The sequence below is a fragment of the Colwellia sp. MB3u-41 genome (genome assembly GCF_014076845.1).
Classification (GTDB): domain Bacteria; phylum Pseudomonadota; class Gammaproteobacteria; order Enterobacterales; family Alteromonadaceae; genus Colwellia_A.
This window is the reverse complement of record NZ_JACGUT010000084.1, coordinates 154,268-178,868: the sequence shown is the minus strand read 5'-3', so window position 1 is coordinate 178,868 and position 24,601 is coordinate 154,268. Positions and strand designations below refer to the sequence as shown.

Below are 24,601 nucleotides of genomic sequence, written 5' to 3'. Positions count from 1 at the left end.
AGGGGTATGACCATGTTTAATAAAATAATTGATTGGTCGATAGATAATCGACTACTGGTGATCATCGCGCTCATCACCACGATGGTAGGATCTATTATAGTGATCCCAAACCTAAACCTTGATGCGTTTCCAGAGGTAACCAACGTTCAGGTCGCAGTAAATACCGAGGCTCCAGGCTTAGCCGCAGAACAAGTAGAGCAGTTAATAACCTACCCTATTGAGGCAGTAATGTATGCACTGCCTGATGTAGAACAAGTAAGATCCATTTCAAAAACAGGTCTTTCTGGCGTTACCGTTGTTTTCAAAGAAGGTACCGATATCTATTTTGCTCGCCAACTCGTCTTTGAACGACTCCAAGCTGCTAAAGCGCTCATACCACAAGGTTTAGGTACTCCTGCAATGGGGCCTAATACTTCAGGCTTGGGTCAGGTCTTTCAGTATTTGCTCATTGGAGATAAAGATTCAGGTTACGACTCAATGACCTTAAGAAGTTTAAACGACTGGTTAGTTAAATTATTGGTTATGCCCGTTGACGGTGTTACCGACGTATTATCTTTTGGTGGCAGCGTTAGGCAGTATCAGGTAAATATAGAACCCCGTAAGTTACTTTCTTACCAGTTAACACAAGATGATATTGTCACAGCACTCGATAGAAATAATGCTAATGTTGGGGGTTGGTATATGAACCGAGGGCAAGAGCAGTTAGTTATTCGTGGTACAGGTTGGTTTAATAGTGATGAAGCCGGTTTAGCTGATATTAAACAAGTTCCAGTTAAAACGGTGTTAGGCACTGTGGTCACTATAGAAGATATTGCTACGGTTTCTTTAGGCAGTGAAATTCGTCAAGGCGCTGCCACCATGACGCGAAGAAATAAACAAGGAAATATTGAAAGCTTAGGTGAGGTTGTATCCGGTATTGTATTAAAACGTATTGGCGCAAATACCAAAGCAACGATTGACGGTATTAATGATCGCATTCCAATGATCAATCAAGCCCTGCCCAATGGTGTTCGTTTTGAACCTTTCTATGACCAAGCAGATTTAATTACAAAGGCGGTTGATACGGTAGTTGCAGCACTTGCCTTAGCCTTTATCTTTATTGCGGTGATACTCGCCTTATTTTTAATGAATTTAACTGCAACGTTTTTAGTATTAATGTCAATTCCCATTTCTGTAGGTATCACGCTTATGGTGATGTCTTGGACGGGATTATCGGCTAATTTAATGTCTCTCGGCGGTATTGCGGTGGCAATAGGTATGTTAGTTGATGGGTCTGTGGTGATGGTTGAAAATATGTTTAAACATTTAAACCGCGCAGATCCCTTACTCAATAAGAATAGTGCAGAACAAGAGGTACCTCTGCGATTAAAAGAGGCAGGAAAAGAGGTTGCCCGTCCAGTATTTTTTGCTGCTGCTATTATTTTGGTGGTATTTGCTCCCCTCTTTAGCTTTGAAGGTGTTGAAGCTAAGCTTTTTCAGCCTATGGCTATTAGTATTATTTTAGCGGTTATTTCAGCAATTTTGGTGGCGATTTTAGTGGTACCAGCCCTTGCAAGCTTTATGTTTAGAAATGGCATAAAGCAAAGGGAGAGCTTTATTTTAAAACCGATAGACAAAGGGTATCGCCAATGCCTAAAAGTGGCAATGAGACACACTAAAACAGTGGTTGTTACTTCAATACTCTTATTTTTGTGGGCTTTATCAATAGTGCCTCAAATAGGTACCGAGTTTGTACCTGAACTTGAAGAAGGCACCATTAATCTTAGAGTAACACTTGCACCATCTTCAAGTTTAGAAACCGCATTAACCGTTGCGCCTATTCTGGAAAAAAAGCTAATGGAATTTCCTGAGGTAGAATATGCACTAAGTCGTATCGGCCGTGCTGAAATAGGCGGCGATCCCGAGCCGGTCAATAACATCGAAATATATATCGGTTTAAAACCACTATTACAATGGAGCAGTGCTGAAAATCGCTTTGAACTGCAAAATTTAATGGCAGAGAAACTGGCACAATTACCCGGCTTACTGCTTAACTTTTCACAGCCAATAGCAACACGTGTCGACGAACTACTGTCGGGTGTAAAAGCACAATTAGCGATTAAGTTATTTGGCCCTGAATTAGCCACACTTGCTAAAAAAGGGCAAGAAATTGAAGCAGCAATCAAACAGGTTAATGGAGCGAGAGATGTGGCCTTAGAGCAAATTGCTGGTGAAGCCCAATTGGTAATAAAACCCAAAAGACAGCAACTCTCTCGTTTTGGCTTATCTGTTGGCGATGTAATGGATGTCGTTAAAAATGGCATTGGGGGGGTAAGTGCGGGACAAATTATTAATGGTAACGAGCGATATGATATTTACGTGCGACTAGCAGAAAAATATAGAAATAGCCCAGAAGCCATTGCAGATCTTCGTATACAGTCACCTAGTGGAGCTTGGGTGCGCTTGGGAGATATCGCCACTATCGCATTTGAATCAGGCCCTCCACAGGTTCGCAGAGATGATGTTCAACGTCGTGTTGTTATTCAAGCAAATGTACAAGACCGAGATATGGGCAGCGTTGTTGCTGACATTCGTAAAACAATTGCAAACAAAGTGGATTTGCCTGCAGGTTATTCGGTCGTTATTGGTGGTCAGTTTAAGAATCAACAACGAGCACAGCAAAGGCTGTTACTTGTTGTACCTTTATCGCTGGCATTAATTGCTTTATTACTTTATGTTGCTTTTGGCTCAGTTGGTCAAGCGATGCTTATTTTGGTTAATGTCCCCTTAGCTATTATTGGTGGTATTTTCTCACTTTATCTAACTGAGCAATACTTATCTGTACCGAGCTCTGTTGGTTTTATTACTCTATTTGGTGTTGCTGTGCTCAATGGTGTGGTGATGGTCGAAAGTATAAATCAACGTATTAAAGAAGGTCTTACAACGTCAAGTGCGGTCTTTGATGGTGCGGCGTCTCGACTGCGCCCAGTTTTAATGACGGCAATGACTTCTGCATTAGGTTTAATCCCCATAATGATGTCTGATGGGGTTGGCGCAGAAATACAACGCCCACTTGCCAGTGTTATTGTTGGAGGCCTAGTGACAGCGACTTTTTTAACCTTATTTGTTTTGCCTGTTTTATATCGCTTCTTTTCTAAAGCAAAAATAAAACAACTAACAAAAAGTTAATACGCTAAAACAAAGCCTGAATAACCAATGATTCAGGCTTTGTTTATCCTATAAAATTTACGTTTACTTCTCTAAAGTTTTATACGTCAAAAGTTAATATCATAAAAATTTAGTTCATTATTTTTTGTAAGGTAAATGCACCACGAATATCACCCATCTTAAAGCCTATAGCCTGATCGTTAGGGTATAGCGATTTCACTTTATCAGTAATTTCGTCGCCTAAATTAATTCCATGACAGGTTAGACATGCACCTACAATCGGTATTGGTTTCATATAACGGTAAACTAATTGATCACCCTCTTTTACTGTTTCAGCATATTCCATCGTTTTTAAATTTTCTCCGGCAATTTTACGTTTTTCAAATTGCTGTAAAACTGCCAATTCCCACTCATCTGGTGTGTTCTTTTCGTTTCGAACTCTCATTGAAGTCCGTGCTATGCTCCAACCTGATAAAGACGCATGTTTTGTAGCGATAGGTTCCGCTTCAATATTACAAACCATTAATGCTTTTATGGGTCCTTCTGACTTTATTGCTGTTATTAATACCTGTTTTAAATCAGTACCGAACGCGTTAACTAAAGCACGAGCTTGCTGAATATCTTGATTAGCTACTTTTTCTTGTGCATTCGCAAGTAAAGGTAAAAACGTGAAGATACTCGCAATTAACACATTAATACTTATTGATTTGATAGGTATTTCCATTGTTACAATGTCCTTTAGTGGGTTCATCGAGAGTAAGCACACTCGCTGAGCGAAGTAATCGCTGTGCTATTTGCAATCGTTGCACTTGCCTAACAGTATTATTAGCTTAAACAGGTAAAAAATATATCGCCTTATCTGATATTTAACGAAAAAAATATATCATCGAATTACTTATTCAATATAGTAACCGACCAAAAATACTAGCGGATAGCTTAAAAATAAGTGTGAGAACGTTATATAGAAAATTACAAAAGCATCAATTGAAGAGTAAGGACTTTATGTGAATGAAGGGATTGATCTAATATTTGATTAAAAAACTGCTGATATTATTCTTCTACTCAGGGCATGTCTATTTTGTCGTAAACAGTCCTTCAAAAACAAAAAAAGCCTGAATAACGAATTATCCAGGCTTTTTTTATGCGTGTTGCTAAAGCAAAACGGGCTTAAAAAGAGCTTATCTTTTTGCCAATTTTTCTTTAATACGTGCTTTACGGCCAGATAGCTCGCGCAAGTAGTAAAGTTTAGCTTGACGTACATCACCGCGACGTTTGACTTCAATAGAGTCAACAATAGGGCTATGTGTCTGGAATACACGTTCTACACCAACACCGTTCGAGATTTTACGAACAGTGAATGCAGAATTGATGCCACGGCTTTTTATTGCAATAACGACGCCTTCAAATGCTTGAAGACGTGATTTATCACCTTCTGTAACTTTTACTTGTACAACAACAGTGTCGCCTGGTGCGAATGCTGGTAAATCTGTTTTCATCTGCTCTTTTTCGAGCATATCAATAATGTTACTCATAATACCTTCTTCCTAGAGTTCACAGGCATCAACAACGTTATTTGTTATCATCTTTAATAGAAGCTAACATTTTCTGTTGTTCCGCTGTCAGAGCTAGGTTAGTTAATAATTCTGGTCTTCTGGTCCATGTTCTTTCTAGTGACTTAAACATACGCCATTGCTTTATGTGCTCGTGATTACCACTTAATAACACTTTAGGTACCGACATAGCTTCTGTTGAAGTGTCGAGTACTTCTGGCCTTGTGTAATGAGGACAATCTAACAACCCCTCTGAGAAAGAATCTTGCTCAGCAGATTGATTATGTCCTAATACACCCGGCACAAAACGTGCTATAGCATCGATCATATTCATTGCGGGGAGTTCTCCTCCACTCAAAACATAATCACCAACAGACCATTCTTCGTCGATTTCCGACTCAATTAATCGTTCGTCTATGCCTTCATAACGCCCTGCTATAAATAACAGTTTATTATGTTGTGCTAATTCACGTACACCAGCTTGGTCGAGTTTACGTCCCTGCGGCGACAAATATATAACCTTAACTTGTTCTTTATCAGAACTACTATCATCACCTGTTGCAGAATCTGTTGCGATATTCGCAGCAGCTTTTGCGGTTTTAATAGCATCACGTAGCGGTTGCACCATCATTAACATGCCCGGACCACCACCATAAGGACGGTCGTCAACGGTTCTATGCTTATCGTGTGTAAAGTCTCTTGGATTCCACTTATGAAATTCAATTAACCCGTTACGGATCGCTCGGCCTGTCACCCCATACTCTGTAATGGCGTCAAACATCTCAGGGAAAAGGCTTATCACCCCATACCATCGTTTGTTTGTTGAAACGCTATTACTCAAGTTAGAAACCTGGGTCCCAGTCAACACAAATTTGTTTATTTTCAGCACTAATCGATTTTACAACTTGTTCAAAAAGATACGGAATTAAACGCTCTTTTTGACCAAAACCGTCATTACGATTAGCTTTTACAACCAGTACATCGTTAGCGCCAGTTTCTAAAATTTCAGAAACTTGACCAAGGTCGTAACCTTTGTCAGTAACAACAGACATGCCGATTAAATCGCGCCAGTAAAACTCCCCGTCGGGCAATTCTGCTAGTGCGCTTTCGTTAACAAATATTTCTGAACCAACAAGCTTTTGGGCTATATCGCGATCATCAATGCCTGCAACATGAACAACAAGACCGTTATTGTGTTTGCGCCAATCAGATATATCGACTGATTGTATTTTATTCCCTAATTTTAGAGACCAAGGAAAATAGTCTAATATAGCTTCGGTTTCATCAGTGAATGAATGAATTTTCAACCAACCTTTGATACCGTAAACTGCGCCTACTTTACCTAGGATGACTTCTTTATTTATTTCTTCCACAACAACTCCTCAACCTACTAAATTAATTAAGCTGCTACTTGAGCGTCTTTAACTAACTTAGCCACACGATCAGATAAACCAGCACCCTGACCAACCCAATGGTTGATACGGTCTAGGTCTAAGCGTAATTTCTCAGCTTGACCTTCTGCTGTTGGGTTGAAAAAGCCAACTTTCTCGATGAAACGACCATCGCGAGAGTTACGGCTATCTGCAACAACAACCTGATAGAATGGACGCTTTTTGGCGCCGCCACGAGCTAAACGAATGGTTACCATATCGCCCTCTATTATTTAAAGTGTTAAAACGAATTTTCCAGACATTTCCTGACACCCTAGGTGACAGAAAAGCTCGCGTATTTTACGCTTCCTAGGATAAATAGCAAGTATAAAGATCGCCCAGTGCGAATGATAAACCTGAAAGACTAAAGACTAAAAGCAAAAAAGGTAGCGAATGCTACCTTTTGAAATAAAATATTGTTAATCTTAACGGCCGAACATCCCGCCACCTGGTCCACCACCTGCACCGCCTGGGGGCATCATGCCTTTCCATAGGGTATTGCCGCATCATTATTTTTTATAAATGATGTTATCTTAACGGCCGAACATCCCGCCACCTGCACCACCACCGCCTGGAGGCATCATGCCTTTCATGGAACGCATCATTTTTTGCATACCACCTTTACCCGACATTTTTTTCATCATTTTTTGCATTTGCATAAATTGTTTTAATAAACGATTCACATCTTGAATTTGTGTGCCAGACCCTGCTGCAATTCTCCGCTTTCGAGAACCTTTAATAATATCAGGTCGCGCACGTTCACCTTTTGTCATAGAGCTAATAATCGCTTCCATACGTAAGGTCAATTTATCATCCATCTGATCTTTGATTTTATCAGACATATTGCCCATACCTGGCAATTTGTCCATCATGCTGGTCATGCCACCCATATTTTTCATTTGCACGAGTTGCTCACGAAAGTCTTCTAAGTCAAAGCTTTTACCACTTTTAAACTTTTTAGCGAGTTGTTCAGCTTTTTTCTTATCAACCTTTTGCTCAACTTCTTCAATTAAAGAAAGTACGTCACCCATACCAAGAATGCGAGAAGCAATACGGTCAGGATGGAAAGGTTCTAATGCTTCAATTTTTTCGCCAACACCCATAAATTTAATAGGCTTGCCGGTAATATGACGAATAGAAAGCGCAGCACCGCCTCGGGCGTCACCGTCAGTTTTTGTTAAGATAATACCGGTTAGCGGTAAAGCGTCGCCAAAGGCTTTCGCCGTGTTAGCAGCATCTTGTCCCGTCATCGCATCAACGGTGAATAATGTTTCTATTGGATTTATAGCGGCATGCAGATCTTGAATCTCAGTCATCATGTCTTTATCGACATGTAAACGACCCGCTGTATCAACAATTAATACGTCAAAGAAGTTCTTTTTCGCATGATCAATAGCCGCATTAGCAATATCTATTGGCTTTTGTGAAATATCACTTGGAAAAAAATCAACGCTTATTTCATTGGCCAATGTTTCAAGTTGTTTAATAGCTGCAGGTCGATAAACATCAACACTGACCACTAATACTTTTTTCTTCTCTCGTTCAGTGAGATATTTTGATAACTTTGCAACAGAGGTGGTTTTACCCGCACCTTGTAAACCAGCCATTAATACAATAGCCGGTGGAGCCGCTTTTAAATTAAGTGTCTCATTCACTTCACCCATGGCATGTTCAAGTTCTTTTTGAACAATTTTTACGAAGACTTGCCCAGGGGTTAAGCTTTTAGAGACATCTTGACCAACTGCGCTTTCTTTTACTTTAGCGATAAAGTCACGAATAACAGGTAAAGCGACATCGGCTTCAAGAAGTGCCATACGCACTTCACGTAACGTTTCTTTGATATTGTCTTCAGTTAACCGGCCTCGGCCACTGATATTTTTTAACGTTTTGGTTAAACGATCGGAAAGATTCTCAAACATGTGCGACTCTATATTGTGCTGAATATAAAAATTATTGCATATTATACCCGCCAATAAAATAAGCGAAAGGATTAATAGCAATTCCAATAAGTTTCTTCGCATTCAACACGCATTAAATTTATCAATTGGGTACGGCATTAGATAACAGCCGGTGAAATAAATAAATCATCGTTATTTGATGTAGTGTAATGCACCTTAAAATAAATATGGTAAGCTGTAGTCTTGTTTAACTTTTTACATAAATAACAGTGTGAATGTCTTGGAATATTTATCTACATTACTGACAAACTTTTTAGCCTTAAGTGCTGAAGCGAGTCCTTGGTTATTATTAGGTTTACTCATTGCAGGTTTGATGAAATCTTGGGTACCGACTAAAATTTTAAGTCAACATTTGGGTGAAGGAAAACTCGCCATTATTAAAGCGGCTATTATTGGTGCCCCCCTACCTTTATGCTCATGTGGTGTTATCCCAGTAGCGACTGAATTACGCCGCAGCGGTGCTTCAGCATCAGCAACCTCATCCTTCTTAGTGGCAACTCCCGAAACAGGCGTTGACTCAGTTTCAGTCTCTTACGCTTTATTAGGCCCCGTTTTTGCTATTTATCGACCAATAACGGCAATATTTTCTGCCATTATCACGGGCTTACTCGTTTCAACAATAAAAAAAGAAGATATTACCCTACCTAAAGCGACATCTAAAGATACCCCTAGTTGTTGTCCGAGTAAGAAAGAAGTCGCTGTTGAGCCATTACTAACAACCGAAGATGTTAAGTCTTCGTGTTGTGCGAGTGAAAAAAAAATAGCTACAACTAAAAAATCAGCAAGCTTTCTCAGTAAAACCACCTCAGGTATTCATTACGCCGCAACACAATTGATTGACGACATCATCATCTGGTTATTAGTCGGTCTGATTTTTGCTACCTTAATAAAGACATTCCTACCCGCCTCTTTTTTACTCAGCTATGGCAGTGGTTTAGGCGCAATGTTAGTGATGATTATTATTTCAATTCCAATGTATATTTGCGCGACCGCATCAACACCTGTCGCTGCGGGTTTTATTTTAGCCGGTATATCACCCGGCACTGCATTAGTCTTTATGATGGCAGGCCCAGCAACAAATATTTCAACATTAGGCGTCATTAAAAATGAAATGGGCAGCAGTGTTTTAATAAAATACTTATTAGGCATTTCGTTATGTGCGATAGGCTTTGGTCTGTTACTTGATTGGGGCTTACTGTTTTTCGATATAAACATTACTCAGCAAATGCAACACAGCCATGAATTACTGCCTTTTTGGTTTGGAATAACTTGCGCAGGTTTAATTGCCTTCTTATCGATAAAACCCTTAAGAAAATTAGTTTTATAGTTTTAATATAGGGTGTATTACCCGCATTCTGATAGAATCGTTTGCCGGTATAAATACCTAAATTTTAAGTTCTTGTGTGGGAGCACGTTGTGAGTTTTTCGGATATTTGTTCTTTAATTGCATTTTTTGCTTATGCGGTTGCAACTTCTGCAATGTTATTACGTTTGTTTCACCCTAAAGGACCTAATTTAATTTTTGTGCTATTTTTTGGTTGTTTAGCTATGGTGCTACATACCTTAAGTAATGCACAGTTTTTAGTGGCTCAAGCGGACATTAACTTTGCATTGCCTAATGTTATTTCTTTAGTCAGTTTAATTATTTGTTTATCCATCTCTGCCTTTGCATTACGCTATAAAGTGAATTTATTATTACCGGTTATTTATGGCTTTGCAGGTATTTGGCAATTACTGATGGTATTCATACCTAGCGTAGAACAAGCCCCCTTAATTAATCATCAATTAAGTGTGATAAGCCATGTGACACTTGCGCTGCTTTCTTATTGTACTTTAGTCATTGCGACACTTTACGCGTTTCAAGTCGCTTACATCAATTTTAAATTAAAAACAAAAAATTTATCAGCGGTTAACCACCTACCCCCACTAATGCAGGTTGAAGGTCAGCTTTTTATTATTTTAAGTATTGGCACGTGTTTTTTATTACTCAGTCAGGTTATTGGCTTCTTATTTTTAGATGGTATGATCTCACATGAAAATGTACATAAAACCGTATTGTCTATTTTAGCCCTGCTAGTCTATACAACAACACTCTGGGGACATTATAATAGAGGTTGGCGCGGTCATCGTGTGTTAATATTAATGGTTACTGGCAGTGCTTTATTAACATTGGCATATTTTGGTAGTCGGTTTGTTAAAGAATTTATTTTACTGTAAATTATCATAATAATGGTCATTAAGTACGTTATAACGTACCCAATGATTATCTACAACACAATATAGGGTTCCTTTTTTGGACAACATATCAACGGAAATGCTCTTTGCCATTCTTGGCATTCTAATTATTCTATCAGCCTATTTTTCAGGATCTGAAACTGGCATTATGTCGCTTAATCGCTATCGACTTCGCCATTTAGAAAAACAAAATCATCAGGGTGCTAAACGCGTTAGTAAATTGTTAGAACGTCCAGACCGTTTAATTGGTTTGATACTCATTGGCAACAACCTGGTTAACATTGCAGCCTCTGCGATAGCCACTATTATCGGTTTACGGTTATTTGGTGACATGGGTGTGTTAATTGCAACCATTGCATTAACACTTGTTGTGCTTATCTTTTCTGAAGTCACTCCAAAAACATTAGCCGCGTTATACCCTGAAAAAATAGCGTTTCCGAGCTCAATTGTCTTATCTTTTTTATTAAAGCTGTTGTTCCCCTTTGTTGTTGCTGTAAATTGGATAACTAACGGTTTATTAATGTTGATTGGCGTAAGCTCTGAACAACGTGTACAGCATAGCTTAAGCTCTGAAGAGCTAAGAACGGTAGTGAATGACTCTGGCGCAATGTTGCCAGAACGTGATCAAAATATGTTGGTGGGCATTCTTGATTTAGAAAAGGTAACGGTTGAAGATATTATGATCCCTCGTAATGAATTAGTGGGTATTGATATCAATGAAGACTGGAAAAAAATTCAGAAACAATTAGCCCAATCAAATCACACTCGTGTTTTATTATATCGAGACAACATGGATGATGTCGTTGGCTACATTCACCTTCGTGATGCACTAAAGCTCTTATTCAAAAATCAATTTACTAAGACCACTTTAATCCGAGCAATAAAAGAATTATATTTTATTCCTGAAGGCACAACACTCAATGTACAACTTTTAAAGTTTCAGCATGCTAAAGAACGCTTGGGCTTAGTTGTCGATGAATATGGCGATATTCAAGGTTTAGTCACCCTAGAAGATATTTTAGAGGAAGTCGTTGGTGATTTCACCACAACGATGACACCCACCACAAGCGAGGAAGTTAATGCTCAGCCTGATGGTAGTTACTTAGTTGACGGTAGTGCCACCGTTAGAGACATTAATAAAGAAATGACATGGACTTTCCCCACCAATGGCCCTAAAACATTAAATGGCTTAATTATCGAATATTTAGAAGATATTCCAGAAGCTAATTTGAGTGTTCGTATCGCTGGCTACCCATTAGAAATTGTTGATGTTTCAGATAACATGATAAAAACAGTTAGGATCCTGCCAGAACTTTATATTGATGAAGAGAAAGAAAAGTAACAACGATTGTCTTGTCTCTGATAAAAACAAAGGCCTTAAACCCCCCATTTAAGGCCTTTGTTTATAATTAACTAGTTATACAAGTAATTTTATTTTTATGTGCTTACATCCTCTTTTGTGGATAATACCATCAACAAACAAAGTTATTAACAAAGTTACCCACAACCATTGTTCTATTAATGATTTTTCCACAATTTCTGTGGATAACAAAACACAGCCCAATAAGAGCCAGCCCTCGAATAATGCAATGCCTTTCTTTAAAATTTATGAAGTTTTTTTACAAGGGTTTTAATTATATAAAACTTGGGTATTTACGAGAATTTTTACTGTAGAAAAGTTATGTGGGCACTCTTTCTGCTAGCGACTATATGGAGGATTAATGATTGATTATTTAATCCTAAAAATTGAAAAGCATAATCTTTTATAAAAGATCATGCTAATTACAACCCCACTCATTATCTGATCATTTCACGGTTAACATAACCAATAACAACGTATAAAGTAGAGCATCTAATTAATGAATTAGCAGTAAACTTATATACTGCGATCTTAAGTAAATCCTATTAACCAAAAAATAATCGCCACAACCAACCGTGATTTAAATCAGCTTCACAGCTTTTCAATTGACTACTGTAACGTCGTGCTCGGTTATCCACTTTTCGTGAAACTTTGACCAACCAGGGCTTCTTTTTATAAGAACGGCGCTTAAACCCCCCCCAACCTTCATGATAATTTAAGTATTGATTATAGGCATCCCATTTAGAGACCTTATTAATTTTTTGTGTCTTAAAAATAAACCACCCCATAAAGTCGATTGCATCATCGAAATCATCACGATCCGCGCCTGAATTATCTGTTTCTCTAATGTAATCACCCCAAGTCATTGTTTTTGCTTGTGAATAACCATAGGCAGTGCTTACCCGACCCCATGGAATAAAACCCAACAGATAATCTCTAGGGGGTAAAGCTCCCGCTCTGAATGAACTTTCTTGATACATCATGCTCATAGGTACATGAATAGGTACCCCCCAACGCTCTCGTACTTCCTTGGCTGCAAAATACCAATCACGATGTTCACGAAAAATATCACAAATATTTTCAGGATTTTTGGGCGGTGAAGTTGCACAACTTGCTAGGAGTACAATGCTCAACAATGAAATAAAAAAAGGCTTAATAAACGACATAACATCAATACGTTATTGAATTAGATATTGTTATCATGCCAGAAACATAGCTTTATACCAACTAGATAATTTTTAGAAAGAGGTGATGATAAAATTTTTTGTAATTTATATGAAATTTATTGAACTATAACAAGTATTCCTGTTCTTACTGATTAAGTGTTTTATGTTTCCCTTAGTTTTTATGTTTTTATTGCGCATTCTTTTTTAAGTAATGCGTTTTTTTTTGCTTAAATTCCACCAAAGAAAAAGTAAAAAGACACCTAAATAAATTGAACTAAACCATCAACAATCACTCTTACTTTATGAGAGTTATGTTTCCCTTAGTGTTTATGTTTTTATTGCGCATTCCTTTTTAGGTAATGCGTTTTTTTTTGCTTAAATTCAACCAAAGAAAAAGTAAAAAGACACCTAAATAAATTGAACTAAACCATCAACAATCACTCCTACTTTATGAGAGTTATATTTCCTTTAGTGTTTATGTTTTTATTGCGCATTCTTTTTTAAGTAATGCGTTTTTTTTTGCTTTTTTTTAACAAAGATAAAGAAAAGGGTAATTGTAAAATGCAGCTGTATTTAAAAAGCGAATAAAAACGTCATCCGTTAAGGGGTATAGAAAGTGGCATATTCAAAAGTGCTTTCAGATAAGTTAATAGCGCGTAACCTTCACGCTATTAACGAGTTAATAAACGCAATCTATGCAGAAAAGTAATCGGCTAAAAATGTATCAAAGTCGATTTTATCTGCACTTTCAATGTCGTTTTGTTCTTGATGTGATTTTATCGCCGCTTCAGTAAAGTACTGCTCACTATAAATTTGATAATCTCTATTAAGTAATTCTTGACGGTATTCATGTGCTTGTCCTAAAGCGATTCCCGTTAAGCTCTTATTTTGGTTTACTACACAATCAAGTAATTGAGCAGAAGGCGTTAAATTGGGATCAATCAATTTTTTTTGTTCATTCGCTACAGCCTGACTATATTTTTCACCGCCATACGCACTATCCAACAAGATTGCTACTTTCTGCATTTCTTTGAAAATTTCATTGCCCCACGCTTTAACTGATTTATCACAACCATTATCATTAAGTAGCAAAAGAGGATCTCGACCGCGAACTACAATTTCATCCATATTTTCATCACAACTTTGTTGTTGTTGACAAGTAAATAAAGGACTTTCTGCTAATGCACAATAAGTGATAAAAACATCAAGGAAGTAAACTTGATCAATACTTATCCCCGTATCTGAGAATGGATTAACATCAAGAGCACGTACTTCAATATATTCAACCCCTCTATTTCTCAATGCTTCTGAAGGCTTCTCACCAGATTTAGCCACTTGTTTAGGTCGAATAGGCGCGTAAAGTTCATTTTCAATCTGCAGAATGTTGCTATTTAGCTGCTGATATTTACCATTAACTTTTACACCAAAGGCTGCAAAATTTTCTGAGGGTAAATGAATTGCATTTTGCACACCATCTAAATAACCGTCTAGGTCGTTATAACAAATCTCCAGTGATGATTGTTCACTATTGGTGTAGCCTAAATCACTCATTCTCAATGAGGTCGCATATTCAAGATACATATACCCACTGGCTGACTTTTTAAAAGGTAATGAGGTCGTTTTATTTTTCAAAAATGAACCACAAATGGTCGGCGAGCTACCGTAAAGGTAAGGTATTAACCAACAATATCGTTTGTAGTTACGTAATAATGCAAAGTATCCTTGCGATATAAAGTCATTTATAGGTGCCTTATTTTCTGAAATTTTTTGCATACTTTGCCAAAAACTTTGAGAAAATGAGAAATTAAAATGAATCCCCGAAATAACCTGCATCATACTGCCATAACGATTCTTCAACCCTTGACGATAAGCAGTTTTCATCTGACCCACATTTGACGACCCATAGTTTGCCAGTGGTATAGCGTCGTCGTTGTCAACAAAACACGGCATACTCATTGGCCAAATCAATTCACCATCAATTTTACTTAAGGTATACTTTTGAATATCTTGCAGTTGCGCGATAGTGGTTTCAGGGTTAAAACTTACCGGAGTGATAAATTCTAATAATGTTTCTGAATAGTCTGTTGTAATATTAGGATGTGTTAGTGCAGAGCCTAAGCTCTTATGATGTGGTTTTAACGATAAACGTCCTTCAGGCAAAACACGTAAACCTTCACGTTCTATGCCTCGCCCAATGCCTGTTAAGGAAGATAAATGTTCGTCTTGGCTAAATGCCATTACATAGTCATCAAAAGAAAGTTTCAAAAATAATCCCTAAATACATTAAGCGTAACTGCTAATCACTATTTGAGGGTAATAATTAGCTTTTCAATACTTTACTGTATTAAAAAGGTAATCTAAAGTAGCACCCTCAAAATATTATTTATTTTTCTAAAAACACAAGACCGTAATACTCTGCATTTATTTTCAAAATAAAACTCAAACTCTGTTTAAAGCAGTTTCTAAAAATTTGCGCTTACGGTAAAGTGTTCAACAAAATAATAATAAGAAAATAGTTAAAATCATGCAAGATAGTCCTTTATCATTACTTCCCCCTTTTATCGCCATTGTTATTGCCGTATGGCGAAAAAATTCTTTATTAGCGTTATTTTGTGGTGTGATTTTAGCCACTATAATGTCGTCAAATTGGCAAGTAATAAATGGCTTAACCGATGGTTTTCTAGCGATTGGCGGTGTATTCACCTCAACGAGTAATCTCTATATTGTTAGCTTCAGTTTACTCATTGGTGCTTTAGTTACCTTAATGAATAAGTCTGGTGCAGTAAATGGCTTTATCGAAAAATTGTCATCCTTAAATTTAGTCAAAAACGCGCGTCAAGCAAGTATGTTACCGACCATAATTGGTACTAGTATTTTTACAGACACTAATTTAAGTATGTTTACTGCCGGTATGGCAAGTCAAAAATTATTTGATAAATATAAAATGAGTCGCGCAAAATTGGCGTACCTTATTGACTCAACTTGTGCACCTGTCAGTATTTTATTATTAGTGAATGGCTGGGGCGCTTATGTATTAGGCTTACTTGATGACTATCAACTTGCTGACTCGGTTGGTGTTTTAATTGGTACTGTTAGTTATAACTTTTATGCGATAATCGCTATTGTATTGGCTTTTTACACCGCTTATAGCGGTAAGCTTTATGGGCCAATGAAAAGAGCTGAGTCAAAAGTGACAGCGCAACAACAAGACGCGATCAAAAAAACGGCTCCTGCCTATATAATGTGGCTCCCCCTATTATCATTATTAACGATGACCTTAGTTTTATTATGGATAACAGGTGATGGTGATATTCGTCGCGGCTCAGGCTCATTTTCTGTCTTTTGGTCAATCACCAGCGCTTTCATCTTGTTAGTCGTATTCATTGGCTTTCATAAATTACTTAACTTTAAAGAAATCACCATGAACTCCATAGAGGGCGCTAAACACATATTCCCTGCAGTTGCGATTCTAGTGTTGTCGTTTGCCTTTGGTGATGCAATAAAAGGTTTGGGTACAGGAATTTATGTCAGTGAATTGTTTAATATTGAATTACCGTTATATTTAATGGCTCCGGTTATTTTTATTGCCGCTGCTTTAATGGCTTTTGCAACAGGAACCTCTTGGGGGACTTTCGCGATATTGGTACCTATTGCTGTGCCTATTGCTCAGCAAAGTGGTTTACCTATAGAGTTTTTAGTCGCTGCCGTATTAGGCGGTGGTGTCTTTGGCGACCACGCTTCGCCTATTTCTGATACAACCGTAGTCGCCTCAATCGCCAGCGGGTGTGACCATTTCGAACATGTTAAAACACAATTACCCTATGCATTATTTGGTGGCGTGATAACCATTATTCTTTATATCTTCGTCGGTTTAGGACTTTCATAAGTGCAATTGATAAATATAATTTTTCAACACGATGATTTTATCATCGCAGAAAAGCCGGCAAACGTTAACTTTCATGATGAAGGTAAGCTAGATAATGGTTTTTTTAATCAGATAAAAAAACAGCAAAAGGAGCAAGGTAACATTAACGATTTATATCCAGTTCATCGCCTTGATAAAATGACGTCTGGCCTGATGATATTTGCAAAGAACTTACCTACTGCTCAACAATTTCAGCAACTATTTGAACAACATAATATTGAAAAATACTACCTTGCAATAAGTGATAAAAAACCAAAGAAAAAACAAGGATTAATTCAAGGTGATATGGAAAAAAGTCGCCGTGGTATGTGGAAATTACTGCGTAGCCAAGTAAACCCAGCTATTACACAGTTCTTGTCGTATTCACTCAATGATGGACAACGTTTATATTTATTGAAACCCTATAGTGGCAAGACTCATCAATTACGCGTGGCGTTATCAAGTATCGGCTCACCCATACTCGGCGATCCGCTTTACGCAACCCAAACCTCTGATCAAGAGCAACGTGGCTATTTACATGCATATGCGCTGAAGTTTACTTTAAACGAGCAAACCTATCAGTATATGCTGCCCCCTTCTTTTGGCGAAAAATACTTAACACAACCTTGCCAACAACAATTAGAAAATATCAAAGAACCATGGTCACTTGCTTGGCCAAGTAGAAGTTAGCGGCTGTAGATACTGAACGGTCATAACGAGCAGAGCACCGTTCATCCTGAACATAAAAAGCGAGCTAAGCTCGCTTTTTATTAATCAAATTTTTAAATTCTGTGTGTTTAAAAAAGATTCAAAGAATGAATAAAAACGACACCAATAGCCGTTGGACAAACAAACTTAGTATACCAAGGCCAAATTTTCCAAAAAACACTATGTTTGGCATCTTTATTGCCTTCCTTTAGTTCCATCAAAACATCATTTCTGTGCCAGATCCAACCAACGAATACGCAACATAACATCGCTATAATTGGCTGTCCGTATTGTGTTGCTGTAATAGCAACAAAATCGAGCATTGTTTCAATATTTAAAATAATACCAACGCTCAATACAAAAATACCGAGACCAATTAAGGTTGTTGCTTTTTCTCTAGGGGTATCGTGGCGTTCAACGACATAAGATACCGGACCTTCAAGCATCGAAATAGAGGACGTTAAAGCAGCAATAGACATCAGTAAAAAAAAAGCAAAAGCAACAAACGCGCCCATATTTCCCATACTTTCAAACAAGCTTGGCAATACAGTAAACACTAAATTTGAACCATTAATTAAGCTACCGTCTTCAGCAAAAATAGCTACGCCTTGAGCTTGAGCAACATACATAGCAGGAATAATTAATAAACCGGCTAAAAATGCGATAGAAACATCAATTAAAGTGACTTGCGCGCCAAGCGTGACTAAATTTTCTTTCTTTGAAATATATGAACCGTAGATAATCATAACACTGGTACCTAGCGATAAAGAAAAGAAGGCTTGTCCGAGTGCACTGATCAATAAATCAGCTTCAAATACACGTGAAAAATCGGGGTTCAAATAAGCATTTAGACCTTCTGCAGCACCGTCTAAGGTCACAACATAAATAATTAATAAAATTAATAGGCCAATAAGCATCGGCATTAACCGTTTAGACCATTTTTCAATACCATTTTCAACACCATGGCGAATAATAAAAACCGTTAAAACCATGAATAAAGCGGTAAAACCTAAATTACGCCATAATGATTGTGCAATAACCCATTGAGCCGCATCACTAAGCCCAATAAAGCTCAAAACAGGCTCTACAGCATAAGCCATCATCCAACCGGCTAAAATCCCATAAAAGCTGAGAATAAGTGCTGCACAGACAATGCCACCAAAACCAACAAAAAAGGCGAATTTTTTCTGCCAAAAACTACGCGACATTTTTTCTAGCGAGCTAACAGCATTTGCCTGCCCATATCTGCCTATCAATAATTCAGCCATAAAAGCCGGATAAGCTAAGCAGAAAGCTAGAACTAAATAAACCAAAACAAAAGCAGCACCACCATTACTTGCTGTTTGCGTTGGAAAACCCCAAATATTTCCTAAACCAACAGCCGAGCCTGCCGCTGCCATGATAAAACCAATGCGAGAACTAAACCCACCTCTTGAAACACTCATTAAACATAATCTTTATTATTATTAGAATGCGGTTAATTTACTTAATGTACCAACAAATAAACAGCCTTAATTGCGTAAAAGTAAGCAATTTGTCAGTAAAATCATCTAACCCTTGTAAAGATAAGGTTACTCATTAAGTAAAGTTCAAAATCAATGTATAAAAAAACAGCACTGGTGGCGCTGTTTTTTTATATTCGATTGGATCACCTTATAGATTAAGTTGGCTCAAAGTAAGGGACTTAATTAGTCGCGGAAGTTATTAAACTGAAACGACTGATCTAAATCACTTTCCCTAATGAGTTGCATCACCGCTTGTAAATCATCACGCTTTTTACCTGTTATGCGCACTTGCTCACCTTGAATGGCCGCTTGCACTTTTAACTTACTGTCTTTAATGAGCTTAATCACTTTTTTCGCGATAGGTTGCTCAATACCTTCTTTAAATGAAAGTTTCTGAGTAAAGGTTCTACCTGAGTGTTCGGTATTAGAAAGGGTTAAAGCTTTAGCGTCAATATTACGTTTTGCCAATTGTCCGCGCACCATGTCGACTAATTGTCTTATTTGAAAGTCGGCTTCAGCTTTCAATACGACATTGGGTTTTTTCCATTCAATACTTGCTTCAACACCGCGAAAATCGAAACGCGTTTCTAATTCTCTAATACAATTTTCAGTTGCATTTCTTACTTCTTCCAAATTAATTTCGGAAACGACATCCATTGATGGCATGATATTGGCCTTTCGCTAATTCAATAATATAAGTACTGGTAATCTTAACAAAGCACTACTAGTGGGTAAAGGTCATCGCAACGGCTATTTTCACATGTTATGATGGATTATTACAAATTTATACATCCATAAAAATACGTCTCAATGAAAAGTTACCTTCAACTATTAATTATCTTAATTTCTTTATTGGTTCTGGTGCTGATTTTTTTAATCCCCGGTGATTTTAAAACGAGTGTCATTAATAAAATACAGATAGATACTATTGGCCATATTATTGGTTTTTTTGGACTAACTTTACTTTTAGTCGGTTTACTTAAGCTCCCGCTAATCAATACTGTAATTTGTTTGTTTTTTTATAGCGGGCTTACAGAATTAAGCCAATATTATTTAGGCTTTCGCCGTGGTGAATTTTTTGATTTTATTGCTAACATAGTCGGTGTTTCTCTCTTTGCTATTTTCTATTGGGTATTTACCGTTTATGGTAAGCCTCCGCGATTAAAAAATTAATATGAAGACCGTTATTGTTGGCCAAGGTGCTATAGGTTTACTTTGTTATCATCGGTTTTCTCAGTTTACAGAAAATAAACAGCCCAATAAATTAGTTTCGCTTTGGCCGTCAACAGTACCTTCGTTCGCTGATTATTATTTTAATGAAATGGATGAAGAAGCTAATAAATTTCCCTTAAATATTGCTAATAGCCAAGCATTAACACATGCCCACATTATTATTCTTTGCGTAAAGTCTTACCAGGTCACTACTGCTTTAAAAGCCATCCATCATTTACTGACAGAAAACGCTATTATTGTTTTGGCTCATAACGGTTTAGGTACGTTCGAAGAGATATCCCCTCTACTCAAACCATCACAGTGTTTACTGGCATTTTTGCTAACACAAGGCGCAAAAAAAGTGGCTGATTATCATGTTGAGCATACGGGAATAGGAAACAGCGACTTGGGTATTGTTTGGGGAAAGCTCGACGCAAAAAATAAAAAACAACTGTTAGACTATTTTCAACAAAGCCTTAAACAGGTTAACTGGCAAGAAGACATTCAGCAGGCTCAATGGAAAAAATTAGCCATTAATTGCGTTATTAACCCTATTTCGGCACTAGAAAATATTAATAATGGCGAAATAAATAAACAAGTGTACCAAGAAAAAATTAAAAGCATTATCAGCGAGGTCGTTGAGGTAGCCAATAAAGAAGGCGTCGTGTTAACTGAGCATCTATTGCTAAATTTAGTGAAGAACGTTGCTGAAGGTACGGCAAGAAACACATCATCAATGCGTGCTGATGTACTTAACAAGCGTCGTACCGAAATAGATTATATCAACGGTTACATTGACCGTTTAGCCAAAAAGCACCAACTAACCACAACGGTGAATACACAATTATGGCTAGCGGTTAAAACGCTTGAAAGGCAGTATTTATTGCGGTAAACAAAGTAAAATTAAGGGCGATAAACTTTAACGTTCTTATAGCCTTCACCAATTAAATAAAGTGCTTGTAGCTTGCTCATCACTCCTTGGTCACAATACAACAAATACTCTTTCTCTTGCTCAAGCTCACTAAATTTATTCGATAATTTATAAAAAGGAATATGAACCACTTTTACATTGTCAAGATCTAGTGGATTTTCGTCTTCTTCATCAGGGCTTCTGATATCAATAACAATTGCATCACTAGGAAGATCTTCTACTGTATCAACCGCATGAATTTCTTCTTCACTTTCTTTGCCTATATCACGTATATCATAAACACGCGTTTCTTCAACAACTTTATCTAAAACATCAAAATCAAAATTTTCTTCTTCTGCTTCAATTTTAGATAAAATCGCTTTAATCGTTGGACGCTTTGATATTACACCACAATATTCCGGAATAGTTTTAGCAAAATCTTCCGTACCAATCTTACGTGCTATATCAATAATATCTTGTTTGTCATAAGCCACTAATGGGCGAAGAATTAACGTATCTGTTACTTGGTCTATCACATTTAAATTAGTTAATGTTTGACTAGATACTTGACCTAACGCTTCACCGGTAACTAATGATTGTATTTTCACTTTTTTAGCTATTTTGGATGCTGCTCGCATCATCATACGTTTAAGAATAACGCCCATTTGTCCGTTATCTACTTTTTCTAAAATCTCAGCAACAACGGGTTCAAAATCAACACAAAAGAATTTAACTTTGTGTGAGGCACCGAATTTATTCCACAAATAGTAGCTAACTTGCTTCACACCAACCTCGTGAGCCGTGCCACCTAAATTAAAGAAACAATAGTGAGTACGAGTGCCTTTTTTGATCATTTGAAAGCTTGAAACGCTTGAATCAAATCCCCCTGACATCAATGATAAAACATCTTCCTGTGTTGCTATGGGGAAGCCGCCTAAGCCATTATGACGCTCAGCAACAATAAATAAATATTGTTCTTTAATTTCTAATAATATAGTTACGTCAGGTTTTTTCAGTTTAACCTTCGATGACTCAACATATTTTTTTAAACCACCACCAACATATTGTTCAACTTCTAATGAACTAAAATCATGAGTTCCTTTACGTTTTACCCTAACGCAGAAGGTTTTGTTCTCAATAGTTTTTTGGTGCACTGCTAAGGTTTTTTCAAAAATATTATGAACATCAGTGTATAACGTTTGTTGGACCTCAAGAAAATGAGCAACACCAGGTATACACTTTAAGGTTTCAATTACTGCCAAACGATTTTTAGGACAATTATTTTTAGTATTAACCTCTATATTATCCCAGTTTGCTTGAGTGGTAATTTGTTCATCAACTCGTCGTAAAACATTTTTAATACTGGATTCTAAAATTTTAGTAAAGCGCTTACGAACCGGGCGACTCTTTACAGCAATTTCAGATTGGAGTTTTACGATGAATTTCATGAACAAACGATCCTAAATATAAAGGGATAATGTAGGCCACAATCGACCTGTAAAATAATGGCGCGAATTATACACGAAACAGGAATGAAGGTTAAGTTGAAAAGGAAGACGTTAGATAATAAACGAGGTATTCATTGCCTAACGTCTTGCCAACATTTGAAATTTATGATCTTTATTTATTCTTTAGAGATAGAAATGGGTTCAGTTTCTTTTGCTTTACCTTGATTAATTGAAATCTCAACACGACGATTGCGACGGCGATTAAGCGCGTTAGTATTAGGTACTAACGGTCTTGTGTCAGCATGACCTACTACCAGTAGACGTGACTGTTCAAACCCAGAAACTTTAATCAGTTCATGTGCAATAGCTACCGCTCGTTTACTTGATAAATCCCAGTTGGAAGAAAATAATTCAGAATTAATACCACGATTATCGGTATGGGCAGAAACCATAATTTCACCAGGCACCGTATTAAGTAGTTCGCCAATTTCTCTAATAATAGGACGAAATTGTGGTTGTAAGAAAGCAGAACCTGAAGGGAAGGAACCGTTTTCACGAATGCGAATGATTACTTGCTGACCTAACGACTCTAGCTCTATTGCACCATCTTGAATTTGTTTTTCTAGCTGCTGAGCAATTTTTTTAACGAGCTCATTCACCTGTTCCTGTGAAGATTGTTCAAGTTCATCTTTGGCTTTTTGCATCGCTTGTGCAGACATTTCATCAGCCGTACTTTGCGACTGTCCACCACGTTCTGTACCACGCTGCTCTTGTCGACCTCCGGCAGACGTTTCATCACCTGCTTGGAACTCCAACATCTGTTGTGTCATTTCCATGGTTTGTTGTTGGATCACCTGAATAGGAGTTGGCTCTGGTTTACCTGGACGGAATTCTTGCGCAATAATACTGGTGCCTTTGGGAATATCTTTTACTTCAATTTTATTTTGAACACCAAAGGCGAACTTCATTGAACCCGCGATTTGTTTGAATTTCAAAACATCCATTTCAGAAAAAGATAAAAGTAAAACAAAAAAGCACATTAATAGTGCCATTAAATCAGCAAAAGTACCCATCCAAGCCGGGAGTCCGGGAGGTGGACATTTACATTTTTCAGCCATAAATTACTCCCGTTATTCTTCTTCCGTTGTATTTACAGCACGCTTACCTTCAGCAAGATAGTTTTTAAGCAAACCTTCAATAACACGTGGATTTTGACCATCTTGAATACCTAAAATAGCATCTAGAATGAGTTCTTGATTCATTTTTTCTTCAGCTAACCTAAGCTTTAATTTTGAAGCAATAGGAGTAGCAACAACGTTAGCGAGAAATGCCCCATAAAGCGTTGTTAGTAATGCAACAGCCATGGCCGGACCAATAGATTTTGGGTCATCCATATTTGATAACATCGCCACCAGACCAATTAAGGTTCCAATCATGCCCATTGCAGGTGCAACATCCGCCAGCGCCATCATCATGCCCACACCTGATTCATGTCGCTCTGAGGTGAGATGAATGTCTTTTTGTAAGGTGCCTCTAACTACATCAGCGTCGTGACCATCGACTAACATATCCACACCTTTTTGCATAAAACCATTAGTGATCTCAGCTTCTTCTAATGCCAAGAAACCACCTTTTCGGGCTGCATCGGCCATTTCAACTGATTTTTCAATAAGGTCGTCAGGTTGTTCAATTTTGAACATAAAAGCTTTGACTATAATTTTTCCCATTCCAAAAAATTGACTGAGATTATATTGAGATAACACAATAAATATTGAACCACCAAAAACAATAATAACTGACTGCGCATCAATAAACATACCGATATCACCAGACAACATCATCGCCATAATGAGTAAGCCTATTGCGCCCACAATACCTAATATTGTTGCTATATCCACAAAAATCTCCAAAAAGAAATAAAACGTACCTTCGTATTATTTGATAATACCTTAAGGTATTACGATACGCGAATACTTATATTTTTATATACCCACACAATAGAAGTTTATTATCGTTCATATTGTCAATAACTTAAGTAATTAGTGATGATCTTGTAATGTTTAAAGTT

General features: G+C 37.4%; 21 protein-coding genes. 8 read left to right on the top strand and 13 right to left on the bottom strand.

The features are described 5' to 3' along the window. Positions 1–12 precede the first annotated feature (12 nt). On the top strand, positions 13–3,168 hold the full coding sequence (locus H4J73_RS17465) for an efflux RND transporter permease subunit (protein WP_182181766.1): 3,156 nt from the start codon (positions 13–15) through the stop codon (positions 3,166–3,168). 109 nt (positions 3,169–3,277) lie between these two features. Here the strand turns inward: H4J73_RS17465 and H4J73_RS17460 are convergent, their stop codons facing one another. From H4J73_RS17460 to ffh, 6 genes are all read right to left on the bottom strand, one after another. Then, complete coding sequence (locus H4J73_RS17460; RefSeq protein WP_182181765.1) at positions 3,278–3,871, bottom strand: DUF3365 domain-containing protein; 594 nt, start codon at positions 3,869–3,871, stop codon at positions 3,278–3,280. 454 nt (positions 3,872–4,325) lie between these two features. Continuing rightward, positions 4,326–4,679 (bottom strand): 50S ribosomal protein L19, encoded by a 354-nt coding sequence (gene rplS, locus H4J73_RS17450; protein ID WP_070375882.1) that lies wholly within the window; start codon positions 4,677–4,679, stop codon positions 4,326–4,328. A 37-nt stretch (positions 4,680–4,716) separates the two neighbouring features. After that, positions 4,717–5,538, bottom strand: coding sequence for a tRNA (guanosine(37)-N1)-methyltransferase TrmD (gene trmD, locus H4J73_RS17445; protein ID WP_259366505.1), 822 nt, complete (start codon positions 5,536–5,538; stop codon positions 4,717–4,719). A 1-nt stretch (position 5,539) separates the two neighbouring features. Next, the gene (gene rimM / locus H4J73_RS17440; RefSeq protein WP_404842677.1) at positions 5,540–6,070 is read right to left on the bottom strand and encodes a ribosome maturation factor RimM; all 531 of its coding nucleotides are present in this window, start codon (positions 6,068–6,070) and stop codon (positions 5,540–5,542) included. 26 nt (positions 6,071–6,096) lie between these two features. Next, positions 6,097–6,345 (bottom strand): 30S ribosomal protein S16, encoded by a 249-nt coding sequence (rpsP, locus tag H4J73_RS17435; RefSeq protein ID WP_070375880.1) that lies wholly within the window; start codon positions 6,343–6,345, stop codon positions 6,097–6,099. 315 nt (positions 6,346–6,660) lie between these two features. Beyond that, positions 6,661–8,046, bottom strand: coding sequence for a signal recognition particle protein (gene ffh, locus H4J73_RS17430; RefSeq protein ID WP_182181764.1), 1,386 nt, complete (start codon positions 8,044–8,046; stop codon positions 6,661–6,663). A 259-nt stretch (positions 8,047–8,305) separates the two neighbouring features. Between ffh and H4J73_RS17425 the strand changes: the two genes are divergently transcribed. The 3 genes from H4J73_RS17425 to H4J73_RS17415 all read left to right on the top strand — a co-directional run bounded on the left by H4J73_RS17425 (position 8,306) and on the right by H4J73_RS17415 (position 11,662). Further along, positions 8,306–9,412: an SO_0444 family Cu/Zn efflux transporter gene (locus H4J73_RS17425; RefSeq protein ID WP_182181763.1), complete on the top strand. Its 1,107-nt coding sequence runs from the start codon at positions 8,306–8,308 to the stop codon at positions 9,410–9,412. Positions 9,413–9,501: 89 nt separating this feature from the next. Next, on the top strand, positions 9,502–10,302 hold the full coding sequence (locus H4J73_RS17420; RefSeq protein WP_182181762.1) for a cytochrome c biogenesis protein CcsA: 801 nt from the start codon (positions 9,502–9,504) through the stop codon (positions 10,300–10,302). 76 nt (positions 10,303–10,378) lie between these two features. Beyond that, complete coding sequence (locus H4J73_RS17415) at positions 10,379–11,662, top strand: HlyC/CorC family transporter (RefSeq protein ID WP_182181761.1); 1,284 nt, start codon at positions 10,379–10,381, stop codon at positions 11,660–11,662. Between the two features lie 563 nt (positions 11,663–12,225). Here H4J73_RS17415 and H4J73_RS17410 read toward each other — a convergent pair. Both H4J73_RS17410 and gshA read right to left on the bottom strand, forming a co-directional pair. Further along, positions 12,226–12,846 (bottom strand): hypothetical protein, encoded by a 621-nt coding sequence (locus H4J73_RS17410; protein ID WP_182181760.1) that lies wholly within the window; start codon positions 12,844–12,846, stop codon positions 12,226–12,228. A gap of 693 nt (positions 12,847–13,539) precedes the next feature. Continuing rightward, the gene (gshA, locus tag H4J73_RS17405) at positions 13,540–15,111 is read right to left on the bottom strand and encodes a glutamate--cysteine ligase (RefSeq protein WP_310649591.1); all 1,572 of its coding nucleotides are present in this window, start codon (positions 15,109–15,111) and stop codon (positions 13,540–13,542) included. 259 nt (positions 15,112–15,370) lie between these two features. Here gshA and H4J73_RS17400 point away from each other — a divergent pair, with 259 nt between their 5' ends. Beyond that, a complete protein-coding gene (locus H4J73_RS17400) occupies positions 15,371–16,732 on the top strand; it encodes a Na+/H+ antiporter NhaC family protein (RefSeq protein WP_182181759.1) in 1,362 nt (453 codons plus the stop codon). Beyond that, positions 16,733–17,440 carry a TIGR01621 family pseudouridine synthase gene (locus H4J73_RS17395; RefSeq protein WP_310649590.1) on the top strand — a complete coding sequence of 236 codons (708 nt, stop codon included), beginning with the start codon at positions 16,733–16,735 and terminating at the stop codon, positions 17,438–17,440. Between the two features lie 107 nt (positions 17,441–17,547). On the opposite strand, the gene H4J73_RS17390 is transcribed toward H4J73_RS17395, so the two are convergent. Then, complete coding sequence (locus H4J73_RS17390) at positions 17,548–18,903, bottom strand: sodium-dependent transporter (protein WP_182181758.1); 1,356 nt, start codon at positions 18,901–18,903, stop codon at positions 17,548–17,550. Positions 18,904–19,146: 243 nt separating this feature from the next. Continuing rightward, complete coding sequence (locus tag H4J73_RS17385; protein WP_182181757.1) at positions 19,147–19,629, bottom strand: YajQ family cyclic di-GMP-binding protein; 483 nt, start codon at positions 19,627–19,629, stop codon at positions 19,147–19,149. A gap of 144 nt (positions 19,630–19,773) precedes the next feature. On the opposite strand from H4J73_RS17385, the gene H4J73_RS17380 reads away from it, so the two are divergent. Both H4J73_RS17380 and H4J73_RS17375 read left to right on the top strand, forming a co-directional pair. Then, on the top strand, positions 19,774–20,136 hold the full coding sequence (locus H4J73_RS17380) for a hypothetical protein (protein WP_182181756.1): 363 nt from the start codon (positions 19,774–19,776) through the stop codon (positions 20,134–20,136). A gap of 1 nt (position 20,137) precedes the next feature. Then, complete coding sequence (locus H4J73_RS17375) at positions 20,138–21,067, top strand: ketopantoate reductase family protein (RefSeq protein ID WP_182181755.1); 930 nt, start codon at positions 20,138–20,140, stop codon at positions 21,065–21,067. Between the two features lie 11 nt (positions 21,068–21,078). Here the strand turns inward: H4J73_RS17375 and thiI are convergent, their stop codons facing one another. The 3 genes from thiI to pomA all read right to left on the bottom strand — a co-directional run bounded on the left by thiI (position 21,079) and on the right by pomA (position 24,431). Further along, entirely contained in the window at positions 21,079–22,533 is a 1,455-nt protein-coding gene (gene thiI, locus H4J73_RS17370) for a tRNA uracil 4-sulfurtransferase ThiI (RefSeq protein ID WP_182181754.1), read from the bottom strand. Positions 22,534–22,709: 176 nt separating this feature from the next. Then, the gene (locus tag H4J73_RS17365; protein ID WP_182181753.1) at positions 22,710–23,651 is read right to left on the bottom strand and encodes a flagellar motor protein MotB; all 942 of its coding nucleotides are present in this window, start codon (positions 23,649–23,651) and stop codon (positions 22,710–22,712) included. Between the two features lie 12 nt (positions 23,652–23,663). Further along, positions 23,664–24,431 carry a flagellar motor protein PomA gene (gene pomA, locus H4J73_RS17360; protein ID WP_182181752.1) on the bottom strand — a complete coding sequence of 256 codons (768 nt, stop codon included), beginning with the start codon at positions 24,429–24,431 and terminating at the stop codon, positions 23,664–23,666. Positions 24,432–24,601 lie beyond the last annotated feature (170 nt).

What these genes read in the sequence shown, in the direction of transcription:
- H4J73_RS17375 (WP_182181755.1), top strand. Translation starts at nt 20,138, where the DNA reads ATGAAGACCGTTATTGTTGGCCAAGGTGCTATAGGTTTACTTTGTTAT.
- H4J73_RS17410 (WP_182181760.1), bottom strand. Translation starts at nt 12,846, where the DNA reads ATGTCGTTTATTAAGCCTTTTTTTATTTCATTGTTGAGCATTGTACTC.
- H4J73_RS17380 (WP_182181756.1), top strand. Translation starts at nt 19,774, where the DNA reads ATGAAAAGTTACCTTCAACTATTAATTATCTTAATTTCTTTATTGGTT.
- H4J73_RS17465 (WP_182181766.1), top strand. Translation starts at nt 13, where the DNA reads ATGTTTAATAAAATAATTGATTGGTCGATAGATAATCGACTACTGGTG.
- H4J73_RS17365 (WP_182181753.1), bottom strand. Translation starts at nt 23,651, where the DNA reads ATGGCTGAAAAATGTAAATGTCCACCTCCCGGACTCCCGGCTTGGATG.
- thiI (WP_182181754.1), bottom strand. Translation starts at nt 22,533, where the DNA reads ATGAAATTCATCGTAAAACTCCAATCTGAAATTGCTGTAAAGAGTCGC.
- H4J73_RS17460 (WP_182181765.1), bottom strand. Translation starts at nt 3,871, where the DNA reads ATGGAAATACCTATCAAATCAATAAGTATTAATGTGTTAATTGCGAGT.
- rpsP (WP_070375880.1), bottom strand. Translation starts at nt 6,345, where the DNA reads ATGGTAACCATTCGTTTAGCTCGTGGCGGCGCCAAAAAGCGTCCATTC.
- H4J73_RS17390 (WP_182181758.1), bottom strand. Translation starts at nt 18,903, where the DNA reads ATGAGTGTTTCAAGAGGTGGGTTTAGTTCTCGCATTGGTTTTATCATG.
- ffh (WP_182181764.1), bottom strand. Translation starts at nt 8,046, where the DNA reads ATGTTTGAGAATCTTTCCGATCGTTTAACCAAAACGTTAAAAAATATC.
- H4J73_RS17385 (WP_182181757.1), bottom strand. Translation starts at nt 19,629, where the DNA reads ATGCCATCAATGGATGTCGTTTCCGAAATTAATTTGGAAGAAGTAAGA.
- rplS (WP_070375882.1), bottom strand. Translation starts at nt 4,679, where the DNA reads ATGAGTAACATTATTGATATGCTCGAAAAAGAGCAGATGAAAACAGAT.
- H4J73_RS17400 (WP_182181759.1), top strand. Translation starts at nt 15,371, where the DNA reads ATGCAAGATAGTCCTTTATCATTACTTCCCCCTTTTATCGCCATTGTT.